The organism is Maribacter litoralis, from assembly GCF_003075045.1.
In the GTDB taxonomy this organism is placed as follows: domain Bacteria; phylum Bacteroidota; class Bacteroidia; order Flavobacteriales; family Flavobacteriaceae; genus Maribacter; species Maribacter litoralis.
This window is the reverse complement of sequence record NZ_QCZD01000001.1, coordinates 1,351,907-1,373,819: the sequence shown is the minus strand read 5'-3', so window position 1 is coordinate 1,373,819 and position 21,913 is coordinate 1,351,907. Positions and strand designations below refer to the sequence as shown.

The 21,913-nt window shown below is 35.6% G+C and carries 20 protein-coding genes; 9 read left to right on the top strand and 11 right to left on the bottom strand.

Going from position 1 to position 21,913, the window contains the following annotated elements:
- Positions 1 to 29: 29 nt before the first annotated feature.
- From DCS95_RS06215 to DCS95_RS06190, 6 genes are all read left to right on the top strand, one after another.
- Positions 30 to 2,051, top strand: a complete 2,022-nt coding sequence (locus DCS95_RS06215; protein WP_244178397.1) for a T9SS type B sorting domain-containing protein — start codon at positions 30 to 32, stop codon at positions 2,049 to 2,051.
- Between the two features lie 5 nt (positions 2,052 to 2,056).
- Entirely contained in the window at positions 2,057 to 3,010 is a 954-nt protein-coding gene (locus DCS95_RS06210) for a PorP/SprF family type IX secretion system membrane protein (protein WP_116769907.1), read from the top strand.
- Positions 3,011 to 3,068: 58 nt separating this feature from the next.
- On the top strand, positions 3,069 to 3,596 hold the full coding sequence (gene idi, locus DCS95_RS06205) for an isopentenyl-diphosphate Delta-isomerase (RefSeq protein ID WP_116769906.1): 528 nt from the start codon (positions 3,069 to 3,071) through the stop codon (positions 3,594 to 3,596).
- 2 nt (positions 3,597 to 3,598) lie between these two features.
- Entirely contained in the window at positions 3,599 to 4,006 is a 408-nt protein-coding gene (locus tag DCS95_RS06200; protein WP_116769905.1) for a 6-pyruvoyl trahydropterin synthase family protein, read from the top strand.
- Positions 4,007 to 4,080: 74 nt separating this feature from the next.
- Complete coding sequence (locus DCS95_RS06195) at positions 4,081 to 5,043, top strand: type I phosphomannose isomerase catalytic subunit (RefSeq protein WP_116770181.1); 963 nt, start codon at positions 4,081 to 4,083, stop codon at positions 5,041 to 5,043.
- A 57-nt stretch (positions 5,044 to 5,100) separates the two neighbouring features.
- Positions 5,101 to 5,373 carry a hypothetical protein gene (locus tag DCS95_RS06190; protein WP_116769904.1) on the top strand — a complete coding sequence of 91 codons (273 nt, stop codon included), beginning with the start codon at positions 5,101 to 5,103 and terminating at the stop codon, positions 5,371 to 5,373.
- Positions 5,374 to 5,454: 81 nt separating this feature from the next.
- Here DCS95_RS06190 and DCS95_RS06185 read toward each other — a convergent pair whose 3' ends face one another.
- The 5 genes from DCS95_RS06185 to DCS95_RS06165 form a co-directional block, all read right to left on the bottom strand.
- Entirely contained in the window at positions 5,455 to 6,150 is a 696-nt protein-coding gene (locus DCS95_RS06185) for a DUF4369 domain-containing protein (RefSeq protein ID WP_116769903.1), read from the bottom strand.
- A gap of 83 nt (positions 6,151 to 6,233) precedes the next feature.
- The gene (locus DCS95_RS06180; protein WP_116769902.1) at positions 6,234 to 7,508 is read right to left on the bottom strand and encodes a DUF819 family protein; all 1,275 of its coding nucleotides are present in this window, start codon (positions 7,506 to 7,508) and stop codon (positions 6,234 to 6,236) included.
- A gap of 27 nt (positions 7,509 to 7,535) precedes the next feature.
- Positions 7,536 to 8,339 (bottom strand): Cof-type HAD-IIB family hydrolase, encoded by an 804-nt coding sequence (locus DCS95_RS06175; RefSeq protein WP_116769901.1) that lies wholly within the window; start codon positions 8,337 to 8,339, stop codon positions 7,536 to 7,538.
- Between the two features lies 1 nt (position 8,340).
- The gene (locus DCS95_RS06170; protein WP_116770180.1) at positions 8,341 to 10,539 is read right to left on the bottom strand and encodes a DUF5916 domain-containing protein; all 2,199 of its coding nucleotides are present in this window, start codon (positions 10,537 to 10,539) and stop codon (positions 8,341 to 8,343) included.
- 117 nt (positions 10,540 to 10,656) lie between these two features.
- Positions 10,657 to 12,918, bottom strand: coding sequence for a transglycosylase domain-containing protein (locus DCS95_RS06165; protein WP_116770179.1), 2,262 nt, complete (start codon positions 12,916 to 12,918; stop codon positions 10,657 to 10,659).
- Between the two features lie 88 nt (positions 12,919 to 13,006).
- On the opposite strand from DCS95_RS06165, the gene DCS95_RS06160 reads away from it, so the two are divergent.
- Positions 13,007 to 13,780 (top strand): S1/P1 nuclease, encoded by a 774-nt coding sequence (locus tag DCS95_RS06160; protein WP_116769900.1) that lies wholly within the window; start codon positions 13,007 to 13,009, stop codon positions 13,778 to 13,780.
- A gap of 7 nt (positions 13,781 to 13,787) precedes the next feature.
- Here the strand turns inward: DCS95_RS06160 and DCS95_RS06155 are convergent, their stop codons facing one another.
- Complete coding sequence (locus DCS95_RS06155) at positions 13,788 to 14,066, bottom strand: TIGR03643 family protein (protein WP_116769899.1); 279 nt, start codon at positions 14,064 to 14,066, stop codon at positions 13,788 to 13,790.
- A 164-nt stretch (positions 14,067 to 14,230) separates the two neighbouring features.
- Positions 14,231 to 15,103, bottom strand: coding sequence for an AraC family transcriptional regulator (locus tag DCS95_RS06150; RefSeq protein WP_058105794.1), 873 nt, complete (start codon positions 15,101 to 15,103; stop codon positions 14,231 to 14,233).
- A gap of 214 nt (positions 15,104 to 15,317) precedes the next feature.
- On the opposite strand from DCS95_RS06150, the gene DCS95_RS06145 reads away from it, so the two are divergent.
- Entirely contained in the window at positions 15,318 to 15,902 is a 585-nt protein-coding gene (locus DCS95_RS06145; RefSeq protein ID WP_116769898.1) for a T9SS type A sorting domain-containing protein, read from the top strand.
- Between the two features lie 51 nt (positions 15,903 to 15,953).
- On the opposite strand, the gene DCS95_RS06140 is transcribed toward DCS95_RS06145, so the two are convergent.
- From DCS95_RS06140 to htpG, 4 genes are all read right to left on the bottom strand, one after another.
- A complete protein-coding gene (locus DCS95_RS06140) occupies positions 15,954 to 16,313 on the bottom strand; it encodes a DoxX family protein (RefSeq protein WP_116769897.1) in 360 nt (119 codons plus the stop codon).
- Positions 16,314 to 16,315: 2 nt separating this feature from the next.
- Entirely contained in the window at positions 16,316 to 18,109 is a 1,794-nt protein-coding gene (locus tag DCS95_RS06135; RefSeq protein WP_116769896.1) for a DUF885 domain-containing protein, read from the bottom strand.
- Between the two features lie 16 nt (positions 18,110 to 18,125).
- On the bottom strand, positions 18,126 to 18,761 hold the full coding sequence (locus DCS95_RS06130) for an MOSC domain-containing protein (protein ID WP_116769895.1): 636 nt from the start codon (positions 18,759 to 18,761) through the stop codon (positions 18,126 to 18,128).
- 232 nt (positions 18,762 to 18,993) lie between these two features.
- On the bottom strand, positions 18,994 to 20,883 hold the full coding sequence (htpG, locus tag DCS95_RS06125; RefSeq protein WP_116769894.1) for a molecular chaperone HtpG: 1,890 nt from the start codon (positions 20,881 to 20,883) through the stop codon (positions 18,994 to 18,996).
- 369 nt (positions 20,884 to 21,252) lie between these two features.
- Between htpG and DCS95_RS06120 the strand changes: the two genes are divergently transcribed.
- The gene (locus DCS95_RS06120; RefSeq protein ID WP_116769893.1) at positions 21,253 to 21,906 is read left to right on the top strand and encodes a TetR family transcriptional regulator C-terminal domain-containing protein; all 654 of its coding nucleotides are present in this window, start codon (positions 21,253 to 21,255) and stop codon (positions 21,904 to 21,906) included.
- The last annotated feature ends 7 nt before the right edge of the window (positions 21,907 to 21,913 follow it).

Below are 21,913 nucleotides of genomic sequence, written 5' to 3'. Positions count from 1 at the left end.
GCTAATTGAAGCTTAGATTCCAAATCGATTTGAAAAAAACACATATATATAAAACCATATTTCTCAGTATCGTTACTACGATACTGGGAGTGTTGGTATCTAACGCCCAGTTCTTACTGCAGGCACCTACCGATAGTGATCAAAATAACTTTCGTTGGTATGAAGCTTCAGACACGGCAACCGTACTCGGTACCGATTCTTTTTACGAAGTAACCCAACCGGGTATTTACTTTGCAACCTATGACGGTACCTTATGTGGCTCAAATGCAACAGGGTATTTTATTGTAACAGATTGTAATAATCCAGACAATGAAGTAACTATGGATATCACTTCTAACGTACCAAGCACAGCTTCGGTAAGTTGGAGTCCGCCATTACCAGGTGATCAATTAAGTCCCATGGTCATTGCTACCGATGCTGTCGTAAGATATACTGCACTGGTAACCAAAGCAGGTAACACGTTTAGTCTACCAAATTTTACAGTGGTTTGCTTACCACAGGCGGCAGATTTGGAAGATGACTTGGTAACTACAGATGAAGAAGTACCGGTTGTTGTTGATATTTATGCTAATGACGCAGATTTACCTGATGTTGGTGCTTTAACCATAACTGATCCTGCAAATGGTTCGGTATCAATTGACGATGCTGGTACACCTAACAATCCTATGGATGATATAGTAACCTATACTCCAGATCTAGATTTCAATGGTACGGACACTTTTGATTATACGATTTGTAATGCTTACGGAGATTGCAGTACGGCAACCGTAACTGTAGAAGTATTACCAATTTTAGATACTGATGATGATTCCATTGCAATTGATATCAATGCAATCACTGCAATAGATACATGGCAATTGAATGATAACGATTTACCTACAGATGGTACATTCAGTGTAACGCAACCAACCAATGGTTCGGTAACTGTTGATGATAATGGTACACCAAATGACCCATCTGATGATATTCCGACATACTTCCCGAATAATAATTATTTAGGAACAGATACTTTTGACTATACGGTTTGTGATACTGTAGGTAACTGTAGTACATCGACCATTACAATTATGGTAAACCCGTTAGGAGTAGATATGGATAGTGATGATGATGGTATCGTTGATAGCTTTGAAGATTTGAATTTAGATGGCGATAATGATCCTTCTACTGATCCAACGGATTCTGATGGTGACGGCTTCCCAGATTATTTAGATATCGATGCAGATGGTGACGGTATACCCGATAATGTTGAAGCTCAGGTAACTGCTGAGTATATACCGCCATCAGGGATCGATGCGAATACCAATGGTTTAGACGATGCGTATGAAGCTAATGGTTTAACTGGGTTGTTCCCAGTGGATACTGACGGAGATAACTTACCTGATTATCTAGATGAGGATAGTGATAATGATAATGTTCTTGATGCAATTGAAGCTCACGACCATGATCATGATGGTATTGCAGATGTTGTAGCCATTGGGTCAGATAAGGACAATGATGGATTAGATGATGGGTATGAAGGTGCAATTTCGGTTGATGTGGACGTCAATGATGAAATCGATGACCCTTACGTACAATTGCCAAATACCGATAGTGATGATGAATCTGATTATAGGGATACCGATGATGACGATGATGGTATTGAAACGCGCGATGAAGATTTAAATCTAAACGGGGATTATGTAGATGATGATACCGATGGTGATGGAATACCGAATTATTTAGATTCAGATTTAGGTCAATTAGAAGAAGAAATAGAAGTTTTCAACGTTATTACACCTAACGGTGATGGAATTCATGATGTTCTAAGAATAAACGGATTGGAAAACTATCCGAACAATACCTTGAAAATCTATAATAGATGGGGTGTGTCGGTTTACATGACCAAGGCATATAATACAGAAGGTAATGTCTTTGATGGTACATCGGAAGGTAGGGTAACCGTAGATGTTGATCGTAAATTACCGGTAGGTACATACTTCTATATTCTGGATTATGAACTGCCAAATGGAGAAATGGAAACACTTTCTGGTTACATATATATAAATAGATAATAACAATGCTTAAAGAATATATATACATAAATAAAGTACAATTGTTAAAGCAAGTGGTCACTTTTGTGGCACTTAGCTTTGGGGTATTTTGTTATGGCCAGCAAGACGCTCAATATACACAGTATATGTATAACACTATTAGTGTAAATCCTGCATATGCCGGTTCAAGAGGGCATATAAGTATTGGTGCATTGCATAGGTCTCAATGGGTAGGTCTAGATGGTGCACCTACCACGCAGACTTTTAATGCTCATTCGCCAATTGGTTATAGAGGTGTAGGCTTAGGTTTATCAATAGTTAATGATGAAATTGGTCCAACTTCCGAAACAAATTTTGATATCGATTTTTCTTATACTGTTTGGACATCTACCGAGGGTAGATTAAGTTTTGGTTTAAAAGCTAGTGCTAACTTATTGGATATTAGGTTTTTAGAATTAAATCAATATACAACAGATCCAACATTGCAGCAAGATATCGATAATAGGCTTTCACCTAATATTGGTGCTGGGGTCTACTATCATACGAACAAGTTTTATGTAGGCTTGTCCGTTCCTAGGTTCTTGGAGACCACACATTTTCAAGGGTCTAATTTATCTACTGCGAAAGAACAGATGAACCTTTATTTGATAACAGGTTATGTTTGGGATTTAAATGAGTTTTTGAAATTTAAACCCGCATTACTTACCAAAGTGGTTCAGGGAGCACCCTTACAGGTAGATTTATCAGCAAATTTTATGTTGAACGACAAATTTATTTTAGGTGCGGCCTACAGGTGGGATGCTGCTTTCAGTGGTATGGCAGGGTTCAATGTCTCCAATAAATTCTTGATTGGAATAGCCTACGATAAAGAAACGACCGAACTGGGTAATACAGCTTTTAACGATGGATCGTTCGAAGTTATTTTTAGGTATGATTTCATCTCTACTAAGAACAATTTAAAATCTCCACGTTTCTTCTAGACTTTTCTTTTTATATACATCATTACGTTAAATAAGTTAAACGCCTTATTTTTACGTTATGAAGGAAGAACAGGTAATTCTCGTAAATGAAAATAATGAGCAAATAGGTACAATGCCTAAAATGGAAGCCCATGAAAAGGCGCTTCTACATAGAGCTTTTTCTGTATTTATTGCGAATGATAACGGCGATATTATGTTGCAGCAACGTGCGGCATCTAAATATCACTCTCCCTTATTATGGACCAATACATGCTGTAGCCATCAACGTGTTGGGGAGTCTAATATTGAAGCCGGTAAAAGACGACTACAAGAAGAAATGGGGTTTCAAACAGAATTAAAAGAATTGTTTTCTTTTATCTACAAAGCACCTTTTGATAACGGATTAACCGAGCATGAGTATGATCATGTAATGTTAGGCACTTATAATGCCGAACCTAACATTAATAAAGATGAAGTAGAAGCATGGAAATGGATGTCTCCAGAAGCTGTAAAAGAGGATATTTCTAATAATCCGAATGCATATACAGCTTGGTTCAAAATAATCTTTGATAAATTTTACGAACATCTTTTTAATATGCCTGCATAGTTATGAAAGTAAAAGTAAGTAGAAAGGCGCATTTTAATGCAGCACATAGGTTATATAGAAAAGATTGGGAAGATTCTAAAAACAACGAAATTTTTGGAAAATGCAATAACCCCAATTTTCATGGACACAATTATGAGATGATAGTAAGTGTAACTGGAGAAATTGATCCAGAGACCGGTTTTGTCATGGATATGAAGGTGTTAAAAGATTTGATCAAAGTAGAGATTGAAGTTTATTTAGACCATAAGAACCTGAATATAGAGGTAGATGAATTTAAAAGTCTAAATCCTACTGCAGAAAATATTGCGGTCGTTATTTGGAAGAGACTACGACCACATATTCATAAAACAAATGAACTAGAAGTAGTGCTATATGAAACACCTAGAAATTATGTGACATTCTCTGGGTAGTCAAGTATTTATTTGTAAGAAAAATCTTTAAATTACGTTATTAATTCAATAGACCAACAAAAAAACAAGCAATGATACATCCATTAAAATTTAAACCCATTTTAAAAGAAAGACTTTGGGGAGGTACTAAATTAAAAGAGGTTTTTGGTAAACCTATTGAGAGTGATATTACCGGTGAAAGCTGGGAGTTATCTACTGTACCTGGCGATATTTCTGTGGTTGCCAATGGTAGTTTAGAGGGTAAATCTCTACAAGAGCTTATAGACTCCAATGCAGAAGAATTATTGGGGAAAAGTGTAGTTGAGCGCTTCGGAAAGGAATTTCCTATTTTAATAAAATTCATAGACGCCAAGCAAGATCTATCTATTCAGTTACACCCAAATGATGCATTGGCAAAAGAACGTCATAATTCGTTTGGTAAGACAGAGATGTGGTATATAATGGATGCAGACCCTAAGGCTGAGCTTATTGTAGGTTTCAATAAAGATGTTACCAAAGAAGAATATGCTGAAAGTGTTGCTAATGATACCCTGCTTGATCTTCTTAATTATGAGCAAGTTAAAGAAGGTGATACATTCTTTATTAACACCGGTAAAATACATGCGATTGGAGCAGGGGTGATGTTGGCGGAAATTCAACAAACTTCTGATGTTACTTATCGTGTTTTCGATTTCAATAGAAAAGACAAAGAAGGTAATTTGCGCGAGTTACATACAGATCTGGCCCTTGATGCCGTTGATTATGAAAAGAAAGATGATTTCATAGTTTCTTATGACAAAACTAAGAATGAAGTAAATACAATGGTAGATTGCCCGTATTTTAAAACCAACTTCATAGAGTTAACCGAAAATTTAGATTTAGATACGGCGCAAAGAGATTCTTTTACCATTTACATGTGTGTTGGTGGTGAAGCTAAGATTAGTACTGCTGAAGGAGAAGTGTCAATAAAAAGTGGAGAAACAGCATTATTGCCGGCATCTACACAAAAAATATCTTTACAATCAACAGGAGCTAAATTACTTGAGGTTACTATTTAGGCTGTAATTAACAATACGGCAAATCAAAAATTGTACTTTTGTAAAAAATAATTAGAAATGGCAAGTATTAAAAATTTAAAGAAAGACATAAATAATGTTCTTGGTGGTATAATAGAAGGTGTTGATATAGTTGAAGCAGCTAACGGTACAGCTACATATTCAAAAGAGGGTTTGGCAATTATTGACGAAGTTTTTGTAACCTTTGATGAGCTTATCGCTAAAATCAACAAAAATGATGTTGAGAATAAAAAAGCGCATTTCAAAGAAGTTAGAAATGATTTGGAAACCAAAGCAACTAAATTGGTAGAAGACTTAAACAATTTAGCTTAAGTCAAGATTTCTTTAAAAAAATAAAAAGCATCCTAAATATTTAGGATGCTTTTTTAGTTGTACCAATTTGGTAAGTTTTAATTAATCCTTCCCAAGAAGCGAAGCTAGTTCTTTACCATATTTAGATGCTGCAACCTCTGGCGATAATACACTGTAAATAGAATCTAAATACTTTGTATTGGCGTCTGGTATTTCCTTTAACGCAACATAAGGCGCTATATAAGAAGATTTGTTGTTTAGAGCATAATTGATGGCAAATGCATAACCACGTTGTAAATTTCTATTACTGATATTTTCTAAGGAGTCAATACTAATTTGACTGACGTCACCATTGGCTTGTGCGGCCTTCATCATAATCTCAATATTCCTCTTATTGATGCCAGACATGGTTTCTCTGTATTCCTCAAGTTTTTCTTGGGTTTCTGAACCCGAAATTTTTGCAGTGGTATCAAACGTGTTCCAATCTGAATTTATGGTCATGGTACCTGGTTCTGCAAAAAAGGTAATGCGATCATTGATATCGTTGTTATCTTTCTTATCTAAATACAGATAAAATATCTCGGGACTCGTTAATTTGGTTTTGAAAGAAAAATTGCCGTCTCCGTTTATAGCAACGGAATCTACAGTAATCAAAACCGAATCAGGTACATGCTGTAAGTAAAGCGTTCCTTTTTTTAGACCCTTTATTTTACCATTTACAATTAACGTCTCCTCAGCGTTATCTCCACATGAACTCAATGCCAATAATGCGGCAACAACTAATAATATTTTCTTCATTCTTATAATTTAGGGCGCAAATATCTATAAAATTTGATAATTAAGAACGCCCACTTTTTAATTTGTTAGTAACTATAATCGAATTATAAACTTGATGCCACTTCCATTAAATATGCACAGAGCAATGCACCGCCTGTACCCACTACGTAGCCTAATACTGCCAATAGCACACCAACAGAGGTCAGCGAAGGGTGAAATTCAGCAGCAACTACCGGAGCAGAAGCAGCACCGCCAACATTGGCTTGGCTACCTACCGCTAAAAAGAAGTACGGAGCTTTTATGAGTTTGGCAACCAATATCATTAACCCGGCATGTATGGTGATCCAAATAAAGCCAACCGCAATTAATCCGGGATTTTCAAGCACTTTTCCTAAATCCATTTTCATACCTATGGTTGCAACCAGTATATAAATGAACATTCCTCCAATTTTACTGGCTCCCGCTCCCTCATAATTTTTCGCTTTCGTAAAAGACAGGGCTATGCCTAAACCGGTAGCAATGACCACCATCCAGAAAAACCCGGAACCTAGGAAAGATAGAAAGCTCTTTTGATCACTTACAGCATCAAAACTACTCGTTAAATATGTACTCATGTAATCCCCAAAGAAATGTGCGATCCCCACTGCGGTGAACGCTAATGCGAGCATGATCATATAATCGTTCAAAGTGGGTACACGGGTTATTTTCTCTGTAAACTCCGTCACCTTTACTTTTAAGGTTTCAATGGCTGAAGTATCTGCTTTTAACCAGGCATCTATTTTTTTTGTTTTGCCCACTCCCAATAATACAATGGCCATCCATACATTGGCAACTACGATATCGATCAATACCATACCACCATATTTTTCTGGGTTGTATTGAAAAATTTCTAGCATAGCTGCTTGGTTCGCCCCGCCACCGATCCAACTTCCGGCAATTGTAGATAAGCCTCTCCAAATGGCATCGAAATCATTTCCGCCAACGGTATCGGGTGAAAATATAGAAACGATAAGAATAGCAATGGGTCCACCAATAATAATACCTGCACTCCCTGTCAAAAACATAACAATAGCTTTGGAGCCGAGGTTTGATATTGCCTTTATATCAATACTTAAGGTCATAAGCACCAAGGCTGCTGGCAGTAGATATCTACTTGCCATAAAGTATAGGTTAGAGATTTCATCAGAAACGATACCTGTACTTGTCAATATAGCTGGTAGTAAGTAACACATAAGTACAGCTGGGACAATGGAGTAAAATTTGCTCCAGAATCCTGTTTTAATGCTAGAGGTGTAAAAGATGAAACCTAAACAAAGTGCCAATAGTCCAAAAACTACGGTGTCATTTGTTATTAAGGGTTGTACAAATAGATAGGGCATAGAATTATAGGTAAGATTCAAATATAGTTAATTCACCAAGTTTTCTGCAATGAAATGGGCTACGCCATCGTCGGTATTTTTTAAGGTAATATAATTTGAGATGGCTTTTACTTCGTCTCTTGCATTGGCAACGGCTACACCACAACCAACATTTGCAAGCATATCAATATCATTATAATTATCGCCAAAGGCTATTACCTCTTCTAAGGTGGTATCATTTTGCAATAGAAGTTGAATGGCAGACAGTTTTGAAACCTCTTTTGGAGCAATTTCAATAAGGGTATCGTTGGAACGGTATAGGTTGAGCACATCATCAAATTTATCCTTAAGAACTGGCATTAATGTATCTGCACTTTCTTTTGTGCACATGAGCATAATTTTGTGTGCACCTACTTCTCTTTTCTCCCAATTGGCTAAGGTACTTTCGGCATCTTGAAATATGGGTGTTGACTTAGTATATTTCATCTCTTTCTCTACACGTAAGCTTGATTTGGGTACATACCATTCATTATTAAAATATAAACCCAGGTCAGCTTCTAAGCCTTTGCATAGGCTATAACATTCTTTTAATATAGGAACAGGGATGAATACCGATGTAAGTTCGGTGTCACCGGATAAAACCAAAGCTCCATTATAGCATATTATAGGCTGATCGGTAATACCTAAACTTTCTTGTATATAACGCATACCACTCGGCATTCTTGCCGATACAAGAATAACCTTGGTTTCATTTTTTATTTTATTGATTTGTTCGATCGCAAATTTTGAAACATCGCTTTTAGAAGATAACAAGGTACCGTCTAAATCTGAACAGAGAATTTTATACTTCATTTTAAATATTTAACCAGTAGGTTAGTTTTAAGTTTATAGATCGATATTTGGGTTCAAACGAATTAACAAAGTAATTGTCATTGTATACTATAAACAAATCGGACAATGGGGCAAAACGCCACTGCAGTCTTGAATTAAAACCTAAATTATCTCTCTGATTGCTATATTGTACCAGTGTTGACCAAAATATAGATTTGCTAAAGGTAACATCTATTTTAGGACTTATCAGCCAAATATCTGTACTGGAATATGGTTGTGGCAGTGAAATTTTATCATAATTCATAGCTAAGGATAAGAAGACTTTTGGTTGAAACCTCAAGAACATTTCTGCACCTAAAGAAAATCTATCTCCATTAAAGAAGCTGCCAATGGTAGGTTCGATACTAAAGGCAAATCTTTTTCTACTATCAGATTGATATTCCAATGAAACAAAATTATAATGGTAGCCCAGCAGGCCCGGTAATGGTAGTGCATCATCTAAATTAGTCGGGTCGAATTCTTCAAATAGATAGGTGTATGAGTGTGTAAAAGATACATTGATTTCCGATTGGTCGTTGAATTTAGATTCCCACGCACCCATTAAATCATAGTCTGTATGTAAAAAATCATTTTGAGGGCTCCAGGTAAGAACAGGGAAAAATTGAAAGCTATGACTTTGTAAAGCGCTATCCTCTGGCCAGAAAACACGCTCAACCATTGTCGCGGTCTTAAAAATATCCGTTCTTCGAATAAAACCAAGGTCTGATCTAAAATCTTCACCTATATAGACTACGTCTTCAAAAAAGTTCCAGTTTCTAGAATTATATTGCATAAATGCCCCGGAAGAAAGATTTGCTTTACCTGCATTGTGCGCAAAAGATTTATGAAGATAAAATTTACCGTTCCAAATGTTATTGTCCGATATTAAATTGTAGTCAATACCGGCAACCCTATTGTAGCGATCTTCCGCATCTTGAAACTCGTAATCTTTAAATGTTTGTCTGTTGATAAAGAACATACCAATATTTGAACGCCCAAAAATATTTTGCTGCAAGGCCAGCATGGTGTTGTTGTTAGAGGCTATATTTTCATCGAGGTCTTCAGCAGTCTGTAGGTTTAGAAACCCCAATCTAAGGTCATTGGTTACTTTTCCACTTAACCGTACTCCGCCAATAATTTTATTTTCAATGGTATTATCGGCTGTGTCCTTAGCTATACCTATGCGTCTAGAGAAAAACGGATTAGCATCTCTGCCACCACCAAAACTGCCAAATAAATCGCTATTGTCAATGAAGAACTGTCTTTTTTCAGGGAGGGAAACTTCAAAACGCGTTAGGTTCGTAATCTGGTCATCGACTTCTACTTGAGAAAAATCTGGGTTTATGGTGACATCTAAATTCATACTATTGCCAATAGCAATTTTGGCATCACCGCCAACGTTTACTTTAGTATTTGAATCATCAAGTTCAAAATCTTTTTGAGATCCCATATTTACGTATGGTATTACAGTGAGCGGAGTTCTGTATTTACCCAATGGCTGTTCAAATATCATGTCGCCCATAAAAGTAAGCCCGTAAATATTCTGATTTTGAGGAATGTTTATCCAGGTGCTGTTCTCATTAGATTGGGTATCAAACCTATAACTGTTGAATCGCCATTTTGTCTCACCTTCTTTAAACTTAAAAGCAGTTAGGGGAATAACCATTTCAGAAGTATAGTAATCGTCGTAAATTTTAGAATCTCCTCGCCACTTAACGTCCCAAGAAATGGTAAATCCGTTAAGGTTTAGACCACCTCCCGAAACAAGACCTTCACGACGCACACCATAAGGATTGATACCAAATAAAAATGCATTGTTACCGTCATTGAACGTATCGAAAAGTAAGGTAATGTTATCACTGTTTCCAGCTCTAAAATCGCGCTTTAAAGATTGAATGGAATAGTCTTTACCAGCAGTGTAAATGGTTATGCCTATATATAAGTTCTTGTCGTCATAGAGCATTTTAATTTCTGACTGCTTTTTAGATTGTACGGTATCTAAGGGGAAGTATTGCCAAAATTTATCTGCTTTATCCGCATCGGTCCAAATAGGTTCGTCAAGAATACCATCTGGCACTATGGCTGTAGTTATTTTTTTTACAACAAAAGATTTATTGATGGTTTGGGCATTTAAAACAATGCAAAAAAGCATAAGTACAAGAGTACTTAGATATTTGGTCATTTTGGTAAAAGTTTGGTAGTCAACCAAATTTAGGTTTTTGTTTGTTAAAAAAGTTGTACTTCTGGAATAAAAACACAAAATATTTAACTAAAAAGGAATTTAAAAACCGTAATTATTTTACCCTTTAAACTTTTTACTCTTCTTTTTATTTGGATTTTTAAAGAGACGTTTAAAGAATCCGTCACGTTTTACAGGCTCACAATTTAAGGCTTCTTGTACTGCTGCAGATGGTGTTGAAAAGGTAGCTTTTGTGTAGCTATCAAACTGTTTATCTTTATTCAGTTCTTTCATCCATAGTCCAAATAGGGGAAGGGCGGCGTTGGCTCCTTGTCCTATGCTTGTATTGCTAAATCCAATTTCATGTTGATCAAGACCTACCCAGGTTATATGTACCAGTTTAGGATTAAGTGCTACAAACCAAGCATCTTTATTATTTTGGGTAGTACCGGTTTTACCCGCAATATCATTTTTGAGTCCGTATGTATTTCTAAGTCTCGCAGCTGTACCACTGTTCACGGTAGATTTCATCATTTCAATCATTATTTGAGCAGTTTCTTTTGAAAATGCCTCTTTCTCGTTCAATTTGGATTCAAACTCCACTAAAACCGAGTCTTTATGATTGGAAATACTTTTTATCAAATTTGGTTTTATATGCTTACCATAATTGGCATAACTGGTGTAAGCCTGTGCTAAATCAATAATATTTAATTCGCCCGTACCAAGTGCAATAGAAGCTTCTTTAGGTAACTCACCTTCAATGCCCATTTTTTTCGCCATTTGAAGAACGTTATCAATACCTGCCTTTTCTAAAACTTTTACGGCAATGGTATTGATCGAGTTGCTAAGCCCTTCTTCCATAGAATAGTTGAGGTAGGCTTCATCCTTATCACCAGAATTAGATGGCGACCACCCTTTTAAATTATCGTATTCTATTTCTTCTGCAGAGAAATAGGTGCAGGGAGAAACGCCCTGATCTACGGCAGTAGTATAAACTATGGGTTTAAAGGTAGAACCAACTTGACGTTTACTTTGAGAAATGTGATCGTATTTGTATTGTTCAAAATTGATGCCGCCTACCCAAACTAAGATATTCCCGTTTGTTGGGTCTACAGCTAAGGAACCCGTATTTAAAAATTTGGTATAGTGCCGAATACTGTCCATGGTACTTGCCATTTGTTCTTCGTCACCTTCCCAAGATTTTAAAGTTCTTAACTGTTTGTCATTAGTAAGGCTATCAATAATTTGTTTGTGCGATAGCCCTGCTTTTTGTAATCTTTTATATAACGGAGTTCGCTTGGCTATTTTCTCCATTAATTTTTTATCCTTTAACCAAGGAGCGTTGTTACCATAACTTTTTTCAAAAGAGCCTTGAAGCTTTGTCATGTGATCGATCATAACTTCTTCGGCCAATTGCTGCATCTTATAGTTTAGGGTAGTGTAAATTTTGAGTCCCGAGGTGTAAATATTGTAGTCCGTATCTCCGTCATTTTGCTCAGCGATCCATCTTAACATCTCCTTTCTAACCTCTTCCCTAAAATAAGGGGCTATACCAGCATTGTAATCAAATTCTCGATAGTCAAGATTTAGACCTTCTTGAGAAAATTTAGTTACCTGTTCTTCAGTAATAAAGTCATTGTTGTACATGGCTCGTAAAACCAAATTACGTCTGCCTAAACTTTTTTCTGGGAATATTCTTGGGTTATACCCATACGTAGCTTTTAACATACCTACCAAAGTGGCGGCTTGCGGTGCAGAAATATCTTTGGTTCTGGTATTGAAAAATTTTAGTGCGGCACTCTCTATGCCAAAGGTATTATCGCCAAATGAAACCGTATTAAGGTAGTTGGTTATAATTTCATCTTTGGTAAAAATTTTTTCCAACCTTTTGGCAATGATCATTTCTTTGATCTTATTGACAACTATATTGGTTTTATTTCTTTCTTTTCTTGGGTACAGGTTTTTAGCCAACTGCTGTGTTAGTGTACTACCACCGCCCGAAGAGTTATCTCCTAAAAGTATGGTTTTAAAACCTACACGAACAAGACTTCTAATGTCAATACCAGAGTGTTCGTAGAATCGTTCGTCTTCAATGGCGACTAAGGCATGAATTAAATGCTCAGGAAAATCCTCGTAAGCCACCGGTTGCCTATCATATAAATAATATTTACCGATCAGTACACTATCTGCGGTAAAAACTTCTGATGCCATTTGATACTGAAAGTTGGAAAGCTCCTTTTTAGAAGGAATTTTTCCCCATAGTCCAATATTAACACTACCGATAAATAGTATAAACAGCGCAAAAAGACCCAGAATACCCAAACCTATTTTTTTAAGTATTCCTTTTTTTCTGAATGTTTTACTAGACTTCTTTTTCATCATTGTTGCAAGTTCTAATATAAATTTAATCTTACCAAGTTTTAACAATACCTTAAATTTCGATGTGCTATTTTTGGGCAAAATTTCAACAATGAAGAACATTCTTTTTTTATTGGTATTGGCTACAAATATCACATTTGCCAACGATATGTTTTGGTCTAAAACTGGTCATAGGGTAGTGGGTGAAGTTGCCGAGCAACATTTGACCAAGAAAGCAAAAAAAGCGATCAACGATTTATTGGGAGGCGAAAGTTTAGCTGCCGTTGCCAATTTTGGAGATGAAATAAAATCTGACCGTACCTATCGTAAATTTAGCGCTTGGCATTACGTAAATATTCCTTTCGGTAAAACTTATGATGAAATAGAGAAAAGTGAGTACGGAGATCTTGTACAAGGGGTAAATACATGTATAGAAGTAATAAAAGATAAAAATAGTAGCAAAGAGGATAAAGCTTTTTACCTTAAATTTTTGGTGCACTTAATAGGTGATTTACACCAGCCAATGCATGTTGGTAGGGCAGAAGATAAAGGAGGTAATGATATACAGTTGCAGTGGTTTGGTAACGGAACCAATTTGCATAGGGTATGGGATTCTAATATGATAGATGAAAACGGAATGAGTTTTACCGAGCTGGCGACCGAGTATCCTAAAATGTCTAAGGAGCAAGTAAAATTTCTACAGAGCGGTACTTTGCTTGATTGGGTCGAGGAATCTCATATGTTGGCAGAGAAAGTATATGCCTCAGTTGAGGTTGGTGAAAAATTAAGCTACCGTTATAGTTATGATTGGTGGCATACTGTAGAAGATCAGTTACAGAAGGGCGGCGTAAGGTTGGCTGCGGTTTTGAACGATACTTTTAAGTAATTTACAATTATCGCTTAGATATTTTATTGCCGGTAATTTGTCGCTGTCTTGAACATCTAAATCGGTCTGTGTCACCTGATCGCAGTTTGGCATGTTTTGTAGCACGGCCTTGTACAGGTTTACGCCACATTCTAAAACTGCTGGGTTTTATTTCTCGACGCATAACTTCAATGGTTTCTTGTTCGCTAATACCAAATTGAAAAGTAATGGCCTCAAAGGGTGTTCGATCTTCCCATGCCATTTCGATTATACGGTCTAACTCTCTTTCTGTAAATTCTTTATTCATAGCTTGATAAAGGTACTACATGATATTATAAAGTAGAAATTTGTTCGTATTTTATTGTAGCTCAAACAAAGTGATAGGACAGGATAAAAAAACAAATCCGGATAATGTATGAAAACACCATCCGGAAGCTGTAAAATTTTGATACTATATATAAGGTATAAAACTTACACCAAAACATTCTTTAATTCATTTCTATATTCAGACGGATTTTGCCCCGTAAATGCTTTGAACGATTTATTAAAATGAGAAAAGTTATTGAATCCGCATTCAAAACACACTTCGGTTATACTTAAAGGCTTTTCGGCCAAAAGTTTAGAAGCATGCACCAATCGATATTCATTTACAAATTGTACAAAGGTTTTATTGGTGATCTTCTTAAAGTATCTACAGAAAGATGGTATGGTCATACTGACCATTGAAGAAATTTGCTCTAGGGTAATTTCTTCCCTAAAGTTATTCTTTACAAAATTGAAAACGATATTTATACGGTCGTTGTCCTTAACATCTGTTGCAAAAGAGAATCCTTCTGCGTTCAACAAACGCATATCGTCAGAATTTCCGAGGTCGTTCAATATATTAAGAATGGATAGTAAGCGTTGAAAGTCTGTTTGATATTCTAGTACTTCCATTTTATCACCAATCTTTCTTTTTGTTTTACCAGAGAAGGCAATACCACCACTTGCGCTGTTGAATAGTTTTTCAATTTTCTTCATTTCTGGAATCTTAAAAAAATCTGTTCCAAGAAAATCGGTTTTCATTTGTACAACGGTTTCACTGGTATTACCGGTAAGGGCATCGGTAAACCCGCAATGTGGCAAATTACTACCTATTAATATAAGGTCTCCATTTGTATAATAAGATACATGACTACCAATTTGTCTTTTTCCAGAACCGCCATTAACGTATACCAGTTCTAGTTCTGGGTGGTAATGCCACAGGTTATTGCGGTTAATTCTATTCTCATCAAACTTTTGGTAAGTAAATGAATGGCCAAAATCGGGCTTTATGGCTTCAAATGTAGGTTTATGTTTTACCATGATAACTAGTGTTTGTAATATAAAATTAAACATCAAGATTTAGATGTTCTTTGCAAAATTAACTAAAATATGTGTAATCTTAACATAGGGGTAATAACGAGTATGTAAGTAGGTTAAAATAGAACATAAATTGGGAAAATATGATGTAGTAAGAGCTTTATAACGGCTGTATGTTTGTAGTGTAAATTATAATGAACCCGTAAAATAATTTATTATGAAAAACCTAGTAAAATTCACAACAGTTGTTGCCTTTATGTTCGCTACAGTAGCAGGCATGGCAAGAGAGCCAAAGTTAAACCTATTATCTGCAGGAAAAGCCAAGAGTGTGGTTTTAACGATGGATGCATCTTCTAACGGTGTACAGGTTAAGTTAATGGATTCTGATTTAAATGTAATTTATTCAGAGAAAATGGCACAGGGTCATTTTAGCAAGAAGTTAAATTTAAAAGATTTGACAGATGGTGTATACTTTCTATCTGCCGATGATAACATGACAAAATATTCATATACTATTGTTTTAGATAACAATGATGTGAAAATCGTAGAGTCTGATGAAGATATCAAGCCTTTCTTTAGAAAGACCGATAACATGATCTTCATGAACTATTTAAACTTAGACAAGTCTAAATTATCTATAAAGATATACGATACAGAAAGTAGAACAGTATTTACACAAGAAGTAGCAGACGAAATGATCGTTGAAAAAGCTTTCAATTTCGCAGATGCTTTCCCAGGTACTTACACGGTAACAGTGAAGTCAGGTGGTAAAACATATACTGAAGAGTTTGTTGTTAATTAAGTTGATTTAAGTTGATTAAGAAGGGGACGGGAGCGTCCCCTTTTTTGTTTTCTATAATTTCAAATAGGAATATGCCCAGTACATAAGGGCAAATTGTAGCGGTAATCTTAGTAGCAATAGCCACTTAGGGAAACCCGCACTTGCTTTTTCACTTGACAACATGTAAAAGTGTACTAATAAAAACACTGCCAACATAGCTATAATACCATAAATAGATAAGTTTTTCGTCTCTTTGAAAAACAACCCGACACCTAAGGCAACTTCGGCAATACCACTAAGTAGAACCAATGGCTTATGAAAAGGTAGGTAGCGTGGCATTATCCTTAAATAAACCTTAGGTTTTAAAAAATGCATAAAGCCGGCAAAAATGTAGATTGCCCCCATTACATATAAATGCCAAGGATATATCATGGTTATGCCTTAGTATTTGCTGAAATCCAATTCATGATTTTCTCTTCAAGAAGCGCTAACGGAACACAGCCAACTTCTAAAACCTTTTCATGAAAAACCTTTATGTCAAAATCTTTGCCCAAGTTAGCTTCCGCTTTAGCTCTAAGCTCCATAATTTTAAGTTGCCCTATTTTATAGGATAAGGCTTGACCAGGGTTTGCCATATATCTCTCTATTTCAGCTGTAATACTAGCTTCAGATTCTGCCTCGTTATCTAAGGAATACTGAATTGCTTTTTCCCTAGACCATCCTTTTGAGTGTAAACCGGTATCAACAACCAAACGAACCGCACGATGCATTTCTGCACCAAGCATACCAAAATATTGATATGGGTCGGTGTAAAGTCCTAATTCTTTACCTAAAGATTCGGTATATAATGCCCAACCTTCACCATAGGCACTATACCAAAGGGTCTTTCTAAACTGTGGTAAACTTTCATTTTCTTGTGTTAATGAAATTTGAAAGTGGTGACCTGGTATGGCTTCATGTAAAAACAGATCTTCATCGGAGTAAGTGTTGTACGACGTTACGTCTGGTATAGGCACATAAAAAATACCAGGTCTTGTACCGTCTAAAGAGCCAGGGTTGTATTCTGCACTGGCAGAGGCTTCCCTAAATGCTTCGGTACGTCTAACCTCAAACGGAGTTTTAGGCTGTTTGCTGAACAAGGCGTTTACCTTTGGCATCATTTTTTTATGGATGTCGTTAAAATTTTCAATAACCTGTTGCGGTTCAGTAAAAGGCATTAATTCTTTTTTAGTACGTACTTCGTTGAAAAAAGCTTTTAAATCGCCTTTAAAGCCTACCTCTTTTTTAACGCTTTCCATTTCTGCACTAATTCTGGCAACTTCTTTTAAACCAATTTCATGAATTTCATCGGCTGTTAAGTTTGTTGTTGTGTACAGTTTAATCTGATGTGCATAAAATGCATCACCATCAGGTATTCCTTGTATACCACTAGTTTCTCTACCCGCATTCATATATTCGGTAGCCATGAAATCATGTAATTCTTTATAGGCAGGTATTATTTTGTTATTGATGATGTCGGTATAAACTTCAGTAAGCCTTAGTTTGTCAGATTCAGAAAAATCTGCTGGAAAGTTTTTAATTGGAGAATAAAATAAGTTGTTTTCTAACTTGGCATCTGCAACACTGGCCAACTGTGGTAAAACTTTTTTGATCAGTGATTTGGGTAATACATTTTTTGCCTTTATACCTGCTTGCATTTTGGTTTTAGCAGTACGAAGCCAAACGACATAATCTTCTAAACGCTTGCTCCAATTAACATAATCGTCGGTGGTTTTAAATGGTTGAGCACTGGTTCCGCCAGCTAATTGCCCCATCATTAAATTCATCGACCACATTTGATCTACAGGAGTGTAATTTTCAAAAGCAAGACCCTCTAAATTTATTTCACATTCCCATTTTAGAATAGCTTTTGACATTTGCTCACTTTCAGAAAGTTTTGCGTTATCAAATTTTTCTGCTCTCTCTAAATACATTTCATAATAGTTGACCAATTCTTTTTTATAAGCTTCCGATAAAAAATTGGGCAAAGTGTCATTGTACCTGTTATCTCCTTGAAAAGTAGCAGCTAGCGGATTCAATTTTAATCCGTCATCATAATAATGAGCCAATAGGGTTATAAACCCTACATTATGAATGGTTGGGTTCGTAGAAACCTCTCCGTTCGTTTTCAATTGTGCTTGGGTATGTAGCCCAGTAATCAAGGCAAATGCTATAAATATCTTTTTCATTAAAAGTGTATTAAAATTAAGATAGGTATTTCTTGAACCTGTCCTTTTTATATTGAGGTACAGCTTCGTTGGTCATGAACAGTTCAAGCAAATCTTGTGATTTATTTTTTGCGAACATTAGTTCATAAAATTGTTGTGTGGTAAAGGTATTTTGAGATTGTTCTACTAGTGTTATGTTATCACCCGAAACAACATGACCTTCTTCCAGTATTTTGACATAAGTACCGGGGTGATTATGATCAATAAATTCTTTTAATATTTTTTGTGTTCCAAATCTTATACCAAGTTTATAGCAAGGCTCACGTGGTTGAGAAACTTGTACAAGGGCTTTTCCAATTTTGTAAATGTCCCCAACTCGTATTTTAGATTCATCAAGTCCTTCTACGGTTAAATTTTCACCGAACATGCCCCAATCCCATTTCAAATCTGGATAAAGATTTTTCCAGTAATCATAGTAATCGGCAGAAAAAAGGTAGCATGCTTTATTGGTTCCTCCATGATGAACACGGTCTATGATGGTATCATCTTTTACATCATTTTCGGTTAAAAATAAACCTGTTGATGTAGGGTATTTAAAGATACCGGTTTGCTCTTCAGCACCGTTCCATTCAAAAGTAACCGGGTCTCCTAAATTCGTAGAAATCACCTTCATGCGGTGAAGATAAAAAAAGCACTAGTATTTATAGTAAAAGGTTTACCTAAAGTTGACCAAACTGTTATTAAATTGGTTGAAATTAGGTTGTATAAATGGGGTACTAGTGATTTTCTTTCAAATTATTGACAAATTCTTAAAAGGTTGTTGGTATTATGATGTTGGTATTAATAAAAGAAGAACCACTACATTTTTTGAAGTGGCTCTTCTAAAAAATTATAGGAAAAGGAACTTACTTCACCATCTCGTAGCTACGCTTAATAAACTCGGTTAACGCTTTACCTTTAAGTAAGCCTTTAGATAACTTCGCCAAATCTAATGACTGATTGATCAATCGCTCTTTTTTCTTTGCTGTCTTTGTGTTTAGAAACTCACTAACCAATGGGTGGTTTGTATTAACGATTAGGTTGTACATTTCTGGCATAGCACCCATACCGAACATACCACCGCCACCGCCGGTCTGTTGCATTTCTTTCATACGACGCATAAACTCAGGCTCGGTAATGGTAAACGGAGAAGAGTCGCTGTCCATTGCTTCTAACTGAACGGTGAAGCTTTTATCTGTAATAGCTTCTTCCAATTCTTTTTTCAAAGTCTCTTTTTCTTCATCAGATAGTTTAGAAATTTGGGTTTCCTCTTTCTGTATCAACTTATCTATATGGTCTGCATCTACACGAGCAAATGATATGTTCTCTTTAGAGCCTTCCAACTTTTGCATTAAGTGACCAATAATTGGTGAGTCTAATAACAGCACTTCATAACCTTTAGCCTTGGCTGTTTCAATGTAGCTGTGCTGTGCCTCTTTATCAGATGCATAGAGAATTATAGTTTTTCCGTCTTTATCTGTCTGCGTTTCCTTAATTTTTTCCAGTAACTCGTCATAAGTAAAGTAAGCACCGTCTACGGTAGGGTATAGTGCAAACTTATCTGCTTTGTCAAAGAATTTATCTTCAGAAAGCATACCGTACTCGATCACGATTTTAATATCGTTCCATTTAGCTTCAAAATCTTCTCTGTTGTTCTTGAATAAAGAATTTAGTTTATCGGCAACTTTTCTGGTGATATAAGACGAAATTTTCTTTACCGCACCATCTGCCTGTAAGTACGAACGAGAAACGTTCAAAGGAATATCTGGTGAATCTATAACACCACGTAACATAGTCAAGAATTCTGGTACAATACCTTCAACGTTATCTGTTACGAAAACTTGATTTTGGTATAATTGAATCTTGTCTTTTTGAACATTTAAGTCGTTCGTTAACTTAGGGAAATACAAAATACCCGTTAAGTTAAAAGGATAGTCAACATTTAAATGAATGTTGAATAATGGCTCTTCAAACTGCATTGGGTAAAGTTCTCTATAGAATTCTTGGTAATCCTTAGCTTCTAATTCGGCAGGTTGCTTTGTCCACGCCGGGTTAGGGTTGTTGATGATGTTGTCTACCTCTTTTGTAGGAGCAGGATCCTCTTCTTTAGCATCTTCTGGTTTAGGCAAAGTTTCAGTCTTCATTCCAAATTTGATCGGAATAGGCATGAACTTGTTATACTTACTTAATAACTCGTTTATTTTACCATCTTCTAAAAATTCGGTAGAATCATCTGCGATATGTAGTATAATTTCGGTTCCTCGCGTTTCTTTTTCCGCTGGCTCCATAACAAACTCAGGAGAACCGTCACAAGACCAATGTACCGCTGGTTCATCTTTATAACTCTTTGTAATGATCTCTACTTTATGGGCAACCATAAATGCAGAATAGAAACCTAGACCAAAATGACCAATGATACCAGAGTCTTTTGCAGAGTCTTCATATTTGTTCAAAAACTCTTCAGCCCCTGAAAAGGCTACCTCATTAATATATTTTTTTACTTCTTCCTCTGTCATACCAAGACCTTGGTCAATGATATGTAGTTTCTTACCTTCCTTATCTGTTTTAACTTCTATGATAGGGTTGCCATACTCAACTTTGGCTTCACCTATTGTGGTAAGGTGCTTTAATTTTAGGGTTGCATCTGTTGCGTTAGAAATTAATTCTCTAAGAAAAATTTCATGATCACTGTATAAAAATTTCTTGATCAGTGGAAAAATGTTGTCTACCGACACATTAATTTTACCTGTTGCCATTTTTTATATGTTTTATGCCACATTCAGTGTGGCCATTGTTAATTATTAGTTGTCTGCGTAAAAACAAAAAAAATACCATAGTAGGTTAGAGTGACAAACTGACAGTAATATAGGCGTAAAAGTTTAACAAATATTTTTGTTTAATAATAATGATAAAAAGTTAAACATAATGTATATTTGTATTGTGATTATGAAGAATTGCTATGAAAAAGAATTTCAAGCATAATCACTTGTTGATTATTTATTGGTTAGGTTGTTTAGAAACGTGCTATCGCCCGATAGCACGTTTTTATTAAATAAAAGCTAATGTTTTATAAAAACTTCTAACTATTATATCTGCATCGTACCTTTTAATAAAATATATTAGATATGCCTGCTAAAGCTAAAAAAGTAACTAAAGATTCTATTATTACCATGTTTATGGATTATGTGTTAGAGCATGAGCAGTTTCCTAAAACGGTATATAAATTCTGTAAGGAAAATGCTATTAAAGAGTCCGATTTTTATTTGTACTTCGGTTCTATCGAAACTTTAAAAAAGGGAATATGGAATGTCTTTTATGAGAATACAGTCAATGTTATTCATAAAAATGCAGAATACAACGGCTTTACCAATAGAGATAAAATGCTCACATTCTTTTATACTTTTTTTGAGGTTTTGACTTTAAATAGAAGTTATGTATTGTTCGTAATGGAATATTCAAATAGTCCATTAAAGAATTTAGAACAGTTAAAAGGACTTAGAAAAAATGTGAAGGATTTTGCCAAAGGTTTAATCTCTGACGGTAATCAGGAAAAGAATTTAAAGATAACAAAACATAATCCGCAATTGTTTTCAGAAGGGGCTTGGTTGCAGACGTTGTTTTTATTGAATTTTTGGAAGTCAGATGAGTCTGCTTCATTTGAAAAAACAGATGTAGCCATTGAAAAATCGGTCAATACCATTTTTGATGTATTTGATAATACGCCATTAGAAAATATTTTAGATTTCGGAAAGTTTCTGTACAAAGAAAAATTTGCCTAACCTAAGC